Annotated in this window: 8 protein-coding genes; 7 read left to right on the top strand and 1 reads right to left on the bottom strand. The window is 65.8% G+C overall.

Annotation, left to right across the window (positions count from 1 at the left end; translation table 11 throughout):
• Positions 1–14: 14 nt before the first annotated feature.
• Positions 15–1,625 carry a chaperonin GroEL gene (groL, locus tag AC1DDG_RS00105; protein ID WP_230118627.1) on the top strand — a complete coding sequence of 537 codons (1,611 nt, stop codon included), beginning with the start codon at positions 15–17 and terminating at the stop codon, positions 1,623–1,625.
• A 408-nt stretch (positions 1,626–2,033) separates the two neighbouring features.
• Here the strand turns inward: groL and AC1DDG_RS00110 are convergent, their stop codons facing one another.
• Positions 2,034–3,002 carry a DUF389 domain-containing protein gene (locus AC1DDG_RS00110; protein WP_476874526.1) on the bottom strand — a complete coding sequence of 323 codons (969 nt, stop codon included), beginning with the start codon at positions 3,000–3,002 and terminating at the stop codon, positions 2,034–2,036.
• 161 nt (positions 3,003–3,163) lie between these two features.
• Here AC1DDG_RS00110 and AC1DDG_RS00115 point away from each other — a divergent pair, with 161 nt between their 5' ends.
• The 6 genes from AC1DDG_RS00115 to AC1DDG_RS00140 all read left to right on the top strand — a co-directional run bounded on the left by AC1DDG_RS00115 (position 3,164) and on the right by AC1DDG_RS00140 (position 12,393).
• Positions 3,164–5,197, top strand: coding sequence for an acyltransferase family protein (locus tag AC1DDG_RS00115; protein ID WP_476874777.1), 2,034 nt, complete (start codon positions 3,164–3,166; stop codon positions 5,195–5,197).
• A gap of 190 nt (positions 5,198–5,387) precedes the next feature.
• Positions 5,388–6,899, top strand: coding sequence for an IMP dehydrogenase (gene guaB / locus AC1DDG_RS00120; RefSeq protein WP_476874527.1), 1,512 nt, complete (start codon positions 5,388–5,390; stop codon positions 6,897–6,899).
• Positions 6,900–6,962: 63 nt separating this feature from the next.
• Positions 6,963–8,798, top strand: coding sequence for an ABC transporter ATP-binding protein (locus AC1DDG_RS00125; RefSeq protein WP_476874528.1), 1,836 nt, complete (start codon positions 6,963–6,965; stop codon positions 8,796–8,798).
• Positions 8,799–8,874: 76 nt separating this feature from the next.
• Entirely contained in the window at positions 8,875–10,011 is a 1,137-nt protein-coding gene (locus AC1DDG_RS00130) for a GuaB3 family IMP dehydrogenase-related protein (RefSeq protein WP_476874529.1), read from the top strand.
• 89 nt (positions 10,012–10,100) lie between these two features.
• Complete coding sequence (locus AC1DDG_RS00135) at positions 10,101–11,852, top strand: glycerol-3-phosphate dehydrogenase/oxidase (RefSeq protein WP_476874530.1); 1,752 nt, start codon at positions 10,101–10,103, stop codon at positions 11,850–11,852.
• Between the two features lie 52 nt (positions 11,853–11,904).
• On the top strand, positions 11,905–12,393 hold the full coding sequence (locus tag AC1DDG_RS00140; RefSeq protein WP_476874531.1) for a PTS sugar transporter subunit IIA: 489 nt from the start codon (positions 11,905–11,907) through the stop codon (positions 12,391–12,393).
• The last annotated feature ends 22 nt before the right edge of the window (positions 12,394–12,415 follow it).

The raw sequence follows: 12,415 nt of genomic DNA on the forward strand, positions 1-12,415 counted from the left end.
GAAAGGACAAAACCATGGCAAAGCAGCTTGCGTTTAACGACGCTGCCCGCCGGTCGCTTGAAGCCGGCATCGACAAGCTCGCCAACACAGTCAAGGTGACGCTTGGTCCCCGCGGCCGCAACGTCGTGCTGGACAAGAAGTGGGGCGCCCCCACGATCACCAATGACGGCGTGACCATCGCCCGGGAAATCGAGCTGGATGACCCGTACGAAAACCTTGGCGCGCAGCTGGCCAAGGAAGTAGCCACCAAGACCAACGACGTCGCCGGCGACGGAACCACCACCGCCACCGTGCTGGCACAGGCCCTGGTCAAGGAAGGCCTGCGCAACGTTGCTGCCGGCGCCGCGCCGGGCCAGATCAAGCGCGGCATTGAGGTCGCGGTTGAAGCCGTTGCCGCACGCCTCCTCGAGAACGCCCGTCCTGTTGAAGGCACCCAGGTTGCCAGCGTGGCAGCCATCTCCGCCCAGAGCGACGAGATCGGCGAGCTCCTGGCCGAGGCATTCGGCAAGGTCGGCAAGGATGGTGTGATCACCATCGAGGAGTCCTCCACCACGCAGACCGAGCTGGTACTCACCGAGGGCATGCAGTTCGACAAGGGCTACCTGTCCCCGTACTTCGTCACCGACGCTGAACGCCAGGAAGCCGTCCTCGAGGACGCCCTCATCCTCATCAACCAGGGCAAGATCTCCGCCGTGCAGGAATTCCTGCCGCTGCTGGAAAAGGCGCTGGAGAGCTCCAAGCCGCTGTTCATCATTGCTGAGGACATCGACGGTGAGGCCCTCTCCACGCTGATCGTCAACCGCATCCGCGGCACCCTGAACGTCGTTGCCGTCAAGGCACCGGGCTTCGGTGACCGACGCAAGGCCATGCTGCAAGACATCGCCACGCTCACCGGTGCGCAGGTTGTCTCCCAGGAACTGGGCCTGAGCCTGGATTCCGTCGGCCTCGAGGTGCTGGGTACCGCCCGGCGCATCACGGTCACCAAGGACAACACCACCATCGTTGACGGTGCCGGCTCCGCCGAGGACGTTGCAGCACGCGTTGCCCAGCTGCGCGCCGAGCTGACCCGCACCGACTCCGACTGGGACCGGGAAAAGCTCCAGGAACGCCTGGCCAAGCTTTCCGGCGGCATCGGCGTGATCAAGGTCGGCGCAGCCACCGAGGTCGAGCTGAAGGAGAAGAAGCACCGCATCGAGGACGCAGTGTCCTCCACCCGCGCTGCCCTCGAAGAAGGCATCGTGGCGGGCGGCGGTTCCGCTCTCATCCACGCACTGAAGGCACTCGATGAGGACCCGTCTGTTACGGCCCTCCAGGGCGACGCAGCTGCAGCTGTGGGCATCGTCCGCCGCGCACTGGTCCAGCCGCTGCGCTGGATTGCCCAGAACGCCGGTTTCGACGGTTACGTCGTCACGGCCAAGGTTGCCGAGCTCGAGAACAACAACGGCTTCAACGCCAAGTCCGGCGAGTACGAGGACCTGATCGCGGCGGGCGTCATCGACCCCGTCAAGGTCACCCGTGCAGCCCTGCGCAACGCGGCTTCCATTGCCGCGCTGGTTCTCACCACCGAGACCCTCGTGGTGGAGAAGCCGGCCGACGAAGACCAGCACGCAGGCCACAGCCACTAGGCTGCAGCCCCGCGAACAGCGGTCCCGCTCACCGCGGTAGTGCCAAGAAAGGGCCGGTCCAGCAGCAGCTGGGCCGGCCCTTGTCGATGGCGAACATTGCACCATCGACAGCCCCTTTCGCCGACCTGGGGACGCGCTCGGACGGAAGCTTCACAGTCACGGTTCAGGAGAACCCAGCCCTAGTGCAGTCTTGCCCGGAGTTGTAGGCTCTGATCAATCGCGCCGGCCGGGGCGAATTGAGGAATCGATCACCACATCGGGACGCCGGCTGAGCCGGCCGATTTCCTACTGATTCTGCCTCCGACGGCGCGTCAATCGTCGCCGGGCTCAAGGATGCTCAGGGGCAGCCCCCGAACTGGCCAAACTCGTGAACGCTGCCCTCGACAAAGGCTGACGATCGGAACGTGCCTAGCGTTGCGACCGCAGGGCCTGGCGCCGCAGCCGTGCCGCCGTGCCGTCGGGCAGCCGCTTCGTGGCCAGGCGGTAGAAATAAAGGACGGCGACTGCGGCTGCCACGATGCCGCCCAGGTTTACCAGGAGCTGCAGGGCAGAGCCCGCCGCCTTGGGGAATTCACCGAGGACGAGGGCGACGGCAACATACCCTGCGGCCGGGACCGTTGTGACTGAAATGAAGACGCCGACTAAGGCGGCTGAACGCCGGCTGATCACCGACAGCATTCCGGCCGCGCCCGCAAGTACTGCCACGATCAGGGAGAACGGCCCCGGATGATAGATGAACTCGGCGGCCGAAGCGTTGTCCAGAGCATCCCGGGAAAACAGCCCGAAAGGCAGGGCCAGCCACGTGACCAGAGCCGTGGTGAGCATGGCCGCCGGGAACCCGACGGCCAGGGCAAGGGCAGCCCGCCGGCCCAGCCGCCACTTGCGCCGGACCAGTGCAACGGCCAGGGCGGCAAGCGGGCCGAACTCCGGCCCCACGGCCATAGCGCCCACAATCGCGATGGTGGAGTCCGTCACAATACCAATCGCCGCGAGCAGCGTGGCCAGCACCAGAAACGCAAGATAGCTCCAGCTGAGCCGGGAGTCTTCGCCGGTCTGCCTGGCGACTTCGTCCCAGACCACGGAATCGGCGCCTTCGCCGGGGGCGGTTTCCTCGGCCTTGTCTGCCCGGTCCGAAAGGACCAGTTCCGGGGTTGAAACAGCGATGGACCCTGCTTCCTGGACATTCAAGGCCTGGAGTTTCTCCATCAGCTCCTCGACCGCCTCCCTTGCAATCTGGACCACGATGACATCCCCGGGCGGGAGCAAGGAGGCGCCGCGGTGCAGGGCAACTTCAGCCGCACCGGGCTGCTGCCTGCAACTGTCGGCCACGAGCTTAGACAGCCCGGCCGGCACGCAAACACGCATCTGTACGATCACCGCGCACTCCTTTCGCCTGCTGCAAGACTAGCCACGCCGGGGCCGTCGTTTGGCCCAGAAGATCACGAAACGGTAACATGGATGTTTTGTGCCGCGGCTTTGAGGGGTTGTTTGTGTCAGTAGCGAGAACGACGGACCAGCAGGGCCAGGATTCGGGCCAGCTGCCGAGGGCTGCCCAGGTCAAGGCAAAACCGGGCTACCGCCCCGAGGTCCAGGGGCTCCGAGCCCTCGCCGTGCTCATGGTGGTCACCTACCATGTCTGGCTTGGACGTGTCTCCGGCGGCGTGGACATCTTCCTGCTGATCTCCGCCTTCCTGCTCACGCTGTCCTTCGTGCGAAAAGTGGAAAGCGGCAAACCGCTGCGGCTGGTGAGCCACTGGCTGCACCTCTTTAAGCGTTTGATTCCCGCCGCCGTCGTGGTGATCCTCGGCGTCCTTGCGGGCACCTGGCTGGTCATCCCGCAGAGCCGCTGGCCCGACGTCCTCAATGAAGCCTGGGCGTCCCTGCTGTACCGGCAGAACTGGCTGCTGGCGGATACCGCGGTGGACTACTACGCCCAGAACCACGCAGGCGCCAGCCCGCTGCAGCACTTCTGGTCCCTGTCCATCCAGGGCCAGGTGTTCATCCTGTGGCCGCTCATCTTCGCCGCCTCCGCCCTCGTGTGGCGGCTCCTCCGGAGCCGGCGGAACGTCAGCTACCGGCTCGTCGTGCTGGTGGCTTTCACCGGCATCTTCATTGCCTCCCTCATCTTCTCGATCGACCAGACAGCCACAAACCAGGCCTACGCCTACTTCGACACGAGGACCAGGCTCTGGGAGTTCGCGCTGGGCTCCCTGCTGGCTCTGTCCCTGCCCTACCTGAAGCCCGGAAAGATCCTCCGCGTCGTGCTTGGCTGGGGCGGTCTCGTGGGGATGATCTCCTGCGGCCTGATCCTGACGGTGGACAGGTCCTTTCCGGGCTTCATCGCGCTGTGGCCCACCCTGTCCGCCGCTGCCATCATCGTGGCCGGCCAGAGCGGCAGCCGGTTTGGCGTGGACCGGGTCCTGAGCTCAAAGCCCCTCGTTGCCCTCGGGGACAACTCCTACGCCCTGTACCTCTGGCACTGGCCCGTCCTGGTCCTTGCCCTGGCCGGCACCGGCATCGAAAAGCCCAACCTCGTCCAGGGCCTCGCCATCGTCGGCGCCTCCGTTGTGCTGGCTGTGCTGACCACCCATTTCGTGGAAAAGCCGCTGCGGGAATGGCACTGGCCGCAACTGCGGGCTTGGCGCACCGCCGTCGTCATCGTTGCCTGCGGTGCCCTGCTGGCCGGACCGGTGGCCCTCTGGCAGACGAGGCTGACGGCGGACGAGGCGGCCGCCGCCGCCCAGCCCCGCGAACTGACCCCCGGCGCTGCGGCGCTGGCACCGGAAAACGCCGGCAAGCCCACGCCGGAAGCCACCGTCATTCCGGCGCCCGCGGCCATGAAGAACGAATGGGCGGACATCGACGGCCTGTGCACGGACCAGAATGTCCCCAGCGATCCGCTGCTGGCGGGATGCCTGCAGAACAGCAGGCCGGACGTGGTGAAGAAACGGATCGTCGTGCTGGGTGATTCGCACGCCCAGCAGTACATGGCCGCGCTGGGACCCATCGCCAAGGAGCACGGCTGGGAGGTCGTTACCCTCCTGAAAGGCAACTGCCGCTTCGGAGCCGAAACGCCCGACCGTGACGCCGAGTGCAACGCCTTCAACAAGGCCAGCGCTGCCTACGTGATGGAACACAAGCCGGATGCCGTGTTCACCGTGGCCTCCCTGACCCACAAGGAAGCGCCCTTCGAAACCGAGGTGCCGGGATACCTGGCCGGCATCAAGCCTTTCACGGACGCCGGCATGGACGTGGTGGGCATCCGCGACAACCCCCGCTTCGCCGTCAACATGCCCGAATGCGTGCAGAAATACGGTGCCGAGGCGCCCGAGTGCAACGCCCCGCTGGGCGAGTCGCTCGCCGCGTCATCGCCGCTGGACGCCTACCGCGGCAAGGTGAAGGGCCTGCACCTGATGGACATGAGCGACTTCATCTGCGCCGACGGCATCTGCCCGGCCGTCGTCGGCAACGTGTACGTTTACAAGGACGACAACCACCTCACTAAAACGTACGTGCAGTCCATGATTCCCATGTTTGAGAAGCGGCTGCTCGCCACCACCGGCTGGAGATAGCGGCACTGTCGCACCGGCGGCCGCCGCCGCCGAGTGCCATTGCTCACAATGCCGTCCCGGAATATGGGGATCGCCGCCGAGGTTCTAGAATTTATTCAACACTTCTGCACAGGCCAGTCCCGTAATGACGGGCTGGTCATTAGCTGCAACCCCTACCCGTGAACCCATAACCAAGGTAAGAGGCGCACTCATGACCCAGCCCGAACACAACCCCTTCGGCTTCATCGGCCTGACGTATGACGACGTCCTGCTGCTTCCCGGCCACACGGACGTCATCCCGTCCGACGCCGACACCTCCTCCCGGATCTCCAAGCGGATCACGGTCCAGACCCCGCTGCTGTCCGCCGCGATGGACACCGTCACGGAATCCCGGATGGCCATCGCCATGGCACGCCAGGGCGGCCTCGGCGTGGTGCACCGCAACCTCTCCATCGATGACCAGGCCGACCAGGTGGACCGCGTGAAGCGCAGCGAGTCCGGGATGATCACCAACCCGCTGACCATCCGCCCCGAGGCCACGCTGCAGGAACTCGACGAGCTGTGTGCCCAGTACCGGGTTTCCGGGCTTCCGGTGGTCGACGACGGCAACCGCCTCCTCGGCATTGTCACCAACCGCGACACCCGCTTCGTGCCGGAATCGGACTTCCCGATCCGTCTGGTCAGCGACGTCATGACCAAGATGCCGCTGGTTACCGGCCACGTCGGAATCAGCCGCGACGAGGCCTCGCACAAGCTGGCCACCAACAAGATCGAGAAGCTGCCGCTCGTGGACGAGCAGGGCAGGCTCAAGGGGCTCATCACCACCAAGGACTTCACCAAGGCCGAGCAGTACCCGCTCGCCACGAAGGACGACGAAGGCCGGCTGCGCGTCGGCGCCGCCATCGGCTTCTTCGGTGACGGCTGGGAACGCGCCATGAAGCTCGTGGACGCGGGCGTGGACGCCCTCTTCGTGGACACCGCCAACGGGCACTCGCAGGGCGTGCTGGACATGATCCGCCGCCTGAAGTCGGACCCCGTGGCCGCGCACGTGGACATCATTGGCGGCCAGGCGGCCACCCGTGAAGGCGCGCAGGCCCTCATCGACGCCGGCGCAGACGGCATCAAGGTGGGCGTGGGCCCGGGCTCCATCTGCACCACCCGCGTGGTGGCCGGCGTGGGCGTTCCGCAGATCACCGCCATCTACGAGTCCGCCAAGGCAGCCATTCCGGCCGGCGTTCCGCTGATCGCCGACGGCGGCCTCCAGTACTCGGGCGACATCGGCAAGGCGCTGGTCGCCGGCGCCGACACGGTGATGCTCGGCTCGCTGCTTGCCGGCTGCGACGAGTCCCCGGGCGAGCTGATCTTCGTCAACGGCAAGCAGTTTAAGAGCTACCGCGGCATGGGCTCCCTGGGCGCCATGCAGTCGCGCGGTAAGAACACGTCCTATTCCAAGGACCGCTACTTCCAGGCCGACGTTTCCGGTGACGACAAGCTCATCCCGGAGGGCATCGAAGGCCGCGTGGCCTACCGCGGCCCGCTGGCTTCGGTGGCCTACCAGCTTGTGGGCGGCCTCCGCCAGACCATGTTCTACGTGGGCTCCCCGACCATTCCCGAGCTGAAGTCCCGCGGCAAGTTCGTGCGGATCACCCCGGCCGGCCTGAAGGAATCCCACCCGCACGACATCCAGATGACGGTCGAGGCGCCCAACTACGGTTCCCGCTAACCTACAGCCGCCGGTTGGGCCCCCAGCTCAACCGGCGGAGCCCTGCCGGACTAGGCTGAAGCTATGTCCGAGTTCCTCCCCGCCCGCCAGCCCCGGCGCAAGCTCGCGCTGAGGCCCTATGCCCGCGCCGTGGCGCAGGTGCTGCGGGTCAGTTTCCGGGCCTCGCCGGCGGCCGTGGTCATGAAGGTCGCGGGCTCGCTGATCTCGGCGCTGCTGCCCCTCGTCACCACCTACTTCGCGGCATTGACCACCACGGCATTGGCGGCGGCCTACTCCGGGGATACCGCGGCCGGCCAGCAGGCGATCGTCTACGTCATTGTCACCGCCGCCCTGGGACTCTTCTGGGGCGGCTTCAGCAGCGTGGACCGCTACATCCAGCAGCTCATGAGCTTCAAGGTGGGCGCCATCGTGGGTGACCTCATGTACGAGCGGTTCCTCGCCCTGGAATTCTGGCGGTACGACGATAAAGAAACGGTGGACCTCTACGACCGGGCCAAGAGGTTCTCCGATTCTTATGCCAGGGTGCTGGACCGGATTGCCGCAATCTTCACGCAGCTGGTCTCCGTGCTCCTGGCCATTGGTGCCCTCCTGCTGGTCAGCTGGTGGATCGCCGTGATCGTCCTGGTCGCCATCGTGCCCAGCGTGTACCTGCAGTTCAAACTCTCCCGTGAACAGATTGCGCACTGGAATACCCAGGTGGACTCCCGCCGGCAGCGCCGGATGATCGAGACCAACCTCCTGCGCCCGCAGCACATCGCCGAAATGCGCCTGTACGGGATTGTGGGCTACCTCATGGGCCTCCGCTCGCGTCTGCGCGACGCGGACGAGCGCCGCAGGCTCGACTTCCAGAAGCGCTACATCCCCAAGCAGCTCGCAGCGGACGCCCTGCAGTACGGTGCGGAAGTTGTGTCCCTGATCTGGGTGGTGGGCCAGATCATCGCGCGCGCCCAGCCCGTGGGCCAGTTCCTGTATGTGCAGCAGATCGTCAGCCGTGCGCTGTCCACCGCCAACAACCTCGTGTCCTCCCTGAGCTCCATCGACGAGGACCTCGCCAACCTCAAGGACTACGAACTGTTCATGGCGCTGCCGGTGCACTCCGACCATTCGCCGCCGGTGCTGTCCGCACCGAAAATGGTTGAACTGCGCGATATCCGGTTCACCTACACCGGAAGCGACCTCGAAGTTATCAAGGGCATCTCGATGACCATCCGGGAGGGGCAGCACGTGGCCATCGTGGGGGAGAACGGCGCGGGCAAGTCCACCCTGATCCGCATCCTCGCCGGACTCTACCGCCCCGATTCGGGGCAGGTACTGCTCGACGGCGTCGACCTCGCCGCGGTCGACGTCACCTCCTGGCACCGCCATCTGGCAGTGCTCAGCCAGGAATTCCTGAAATACGAGTTCGCCACGGCGGCGGAAAACATCTTCTTCGGAGACGTCGATTCGGCCCGCGACGACCGCAGGATCAGCCGGGCTGCGGGGGACGCCGAAGCGCTGGACTTCATCAACCGGCTTCCCAACGGCCTGGACAACCACGTCAGCAACTGGATGGAGGATCCGCGGGGACGGAAGGGCAGCGGCCTCTCCGGCGGCCAGTGGCAGCGGCTGGCCATGGCCCGGAACTTCTACCGGAACGCATCCTTCATGGTGATGGACGAGCCCACGTCGGCCATCGACGCCCTTGCCGAACACCGCATCTTCACCCGGCTCTTCGCCGACCGCAGCAGCACCATCATCGCCATCAGCCACCGGCTGGCCACCATAGAGAAGGCGGACGTCGTCTACATGCTGGAGGACGGCCGGATCGTGGAACAGGGAACCCACAAGGAGCTCGTGGCCCTGCGCGGCCGCTACTTCAGGATGTTCGAGTCCCAGCTGAGCGTAGATGAAGGAGTCTGACGGCGGCTTATGGTCCGGAATTCGCCCCGGACCGGTGTCATCCGTCACTACCTGCAGGGTCAAGTAAAGTGGTCACGTGACTTACGAGATTGAGATTGGCCGTGGCAAGCGTGGGCGTCGTGCCTACTCCCTGGATGACATCGCGATCGTCCCCAACCGTCGCACGCGTGACCCCAAGGACGTTTCCGTCTCGTGGCAGATCGATGCCTACCAGTTCGACATGCCGGTCATCGCGGCGCCGATGGACTCCGCCATGTCGCCGGCGACAGCTATCTCGCTGGGGCGGCTCGGCGGTCTCGGCGTCCTTGACCTGGAAGGCCTCTGGACCCGTTATGAGGACCCCCAGTCGGTCCTGGACCAGATCGCCGCCCTCGAAGACGAAACCAACAGCCCCGCCGTCACCCGCAGGATGCAGGAGCTCTACCAGGCACCCATTCAGCCCGAGCTGATCACCTCCCGGCTGGCCGAAATCCGGGCAGCCGGCGTCACAGTGGCCGGCTCCCTGACGCCCCAGCGCACGCAGGAACACTACAAAACCGTGGTGGCTGCCGGCGTCGACATTTTTATCATCCGCGGAACGACCGTGTCCGCCGAGCATGTCTCAAAAGACCACGAGCCGCTGAACCTCAAGCAGTTCATCTATGAACTTGACGTGCCGGTGATCGTGGGCGGCGCTGCCGGCTACACCCCCGCACTGCACTTGATGCGGACAGGCGCTGCCGGCGTCCTGGTCGGGTTTGGCGGCGGGGCCACCACCACCACGCGCCGCGCGCTGGGCATCCATTCGCCCATGGCGTCCGCCATTTCCGACGTCGCCGCCGCCCGCCGGGACTACATGGACGAGTCCGGCGGACGGTACGCCCATGTCATTGCCGACGGCGGCATGGGCGCCTCGGGCGACATCGTGAAGGCGATCGCCATGGGCGCTGACGCCGTCATGCTTGGCAGTGCGCTGGCCCGGGCGGAAGAGGCACCGGGCAAAGGCTGGCACTGGGGCCAGGAGGCCCACCACCTGGAGTCCCCCCGCGGCGACAGGGTCAACGTCGGCACGGTGGGACCGCTCGAGGAGGTCCTCTTCGGGCCGGGCCACCACACCAACGGCACCTCCAACCTGATCGGCGCACTGCGCCGCTCCATGGCCACCACCGGCTATTCGGACCTTAAGGAGTTCCAGCGGGTCGACGTCGTGGTGTCGCCGTACGCCGGCAACTGACGCTTCCGCCTTGCTCCGGTACCCTGCCCATCGGCAGAGGTAAGAAGTACTCTTTGAACTACGACGTTCGATGAGGATGGAGGCGTATCATGATCAGTTTTGCTGGTGGTTCGGCCGTGCCCAAGGGCGCCCTGGGACCGGAGGCGAGGGAAGCCTCCCTCGCCGCGCTCAAGGCCACCACGGAGCCGGGCAAGGAGCTTGACATCCTCATCGTCGGCGGCGGAATCGTGGGCTGTGGTGCTGCGCTCGACGCCATCACCAGGGGCCTGAGCGTCGGCATCGTGGAAGCAAGCGACTGGGCGGCCGGCACCTCTTCCCGTTCCTCCAAGCTCATCCACGGCGGACTCCGCTACCTGGAGATGCTGGACTTCGGGCTGGTCAAGGAGGCGCTGCAGGAACGCGGCCTGCTTCTCTCGGAGCTGGCGCCGCACCTCGCGCGGCCGGTCCCGTTTCTCTATCCGCTGCACAAGCCGTTTTTTGAGCGGCCCTACATCGGGGCGGGCATCGCGCTGTACGACCTCATGTCCATCTCCGGCGGGCACAAGCGCGGGGTTCCGTTCCATAAGCACCTGACGCGGCGCGGCACTCTGCGGGCGGCGCCCAGCCTGAAGGACGATGCCTTCGTTGGATCCATCCGCTACTACGACGGGCAGGTGGACGATGCCAAGTACGTGGCCAACCTCGTCCGTACCGCCGCCCACTACGGGGCCCACGCCGTCAACCAGATGGCGGTGGTGGATTTCCTCCGGGAGGGGGAACGCGTGGTGGGTGCCAAGGTGGTCAACCACGAGGACGGGTCCACCTTCAAAATCAGGGCCAAGCAGGTCATCAATGCCACCGGGGTCTGGACGGACGAGACACAGGCCATGGTCACGGACCGCGGCCAGCTCAAGGTCCGCGCCTCCAAAGGCATCCACCTCGTGGTGCCCAGGGACCGGTTCCAGTCAACCGTCGGCCTGATTTTGCGGACCGAGAAGTCCGTACTGTTCGTCATTCCCTGGGGCCGGCACTGGATCATTGGAACCACTGACACCGACTGGCACCTGGACAAGGCCCATCCGGCGGCATCCAGCAAGGACATCGACTACCTGCTGGAACACGTGAACAAGGTCCTCAAGAGGCCCCTTACCCGGGAGGACGTCGAGGGCGTGTACGCCGGTCTCCGCCCGCTGCTGGCGGGGGAGAATGACTCTACCGCCAAGCTGTCCCGTGAGCACGTGGTGGCCCATCCGGTGCCTGGGCTCGTCGTGGTGGCCGGGGGCAAGTGGACCACGTACCGGGTCATGGCCAAGGACGCCGTGGACGAAGCCACCAGGAGCATGGACGAACGCGTGCCCCCAAGCTGCACGGAAACAATCCCGCTCCTGGGCGCCAGCGGATTCAAAGCGGCCTGGAACCGCCGCAACCGGACGGCGGAGGAGAGCGGCGTGCACGTGGCCCGAGTGGAGCACCTGCTCAACCGCTACGGGTCCATGACGTCCGAAGTGCTGGCCCTTATCCGCGAGAACCCTGAGCTTGCAGAGCCCCTGCCCGGGGCAGACGACTACCTGCAGGCCGAGGCCGTCTACGCGGCAACCCACGAAGGCGCCCGTCACGTGCACGACGTCCTGACCCGTCGAACCCGCATTTCCATTGAATCGTGGGACCGCGGTGTGTCGGCCGTACCTGTAGTCGCTAAGCTTATGGGAGAAATTCTTGGCTGGAGCGATGCGCAGCGGGAAAGCGAAATCAAGCATTACCTGGCGCGGGTGGAGGCCGAAAGGCTCAGTCAGCAGCAGCCGGACGACGAGTCCGCAGACGCTGCTCGCCTGGGCGTGGAGGACATCGTCCCGCTGCGCTGAGATCGCAATCCGCCGCGGAAGAGGCGCTCGGCCTCACTGAAGGGACACCACTTTGGCGGAACCACTGGACCGTTACGATGCGGAGCTCACCACACCGGAAATGGTGATTCTGGAGATGGACGCAACGGACAAACTGGATGCATCGACGCAGCTTGCCCGCAAGCTGTACGACGCCGGCCGCATCTCCGACCTCGACGGGTTCCTGAAGCACGTCAACGCGCGGGAGCACCAGCTGGCCACCGGGTTGCCCGGGGGAGTGGGACTGCCTCACGCCCGCAGCGAATTTGTGTCACGGACCTCCATCGCCGTGGGCATCACCAAGTACGGGAAAGCCCTCGACTTCGGCGCTGCCGACGGCCCGGCAACCGTGGTGCTCCTGATCGCCACTCCCGCGAGCTCCTTCTCAGACCACCTCGAGGTGCTGGCCACCCTCGCCAGGTCCTTGTCCAAGGAATCCTTCCGTGAGTCCCTGCGCCGGGCGTATGACGCCGAAGTGATCGCGGAACTGATCAACTCGAGCCTGGTCTTCTTCGACCACTGAAAACCTGTGGAACCACCAGCCG

Source organism: Arthrobacter sp. 10L430 (genome assembly GCF_056395245.1).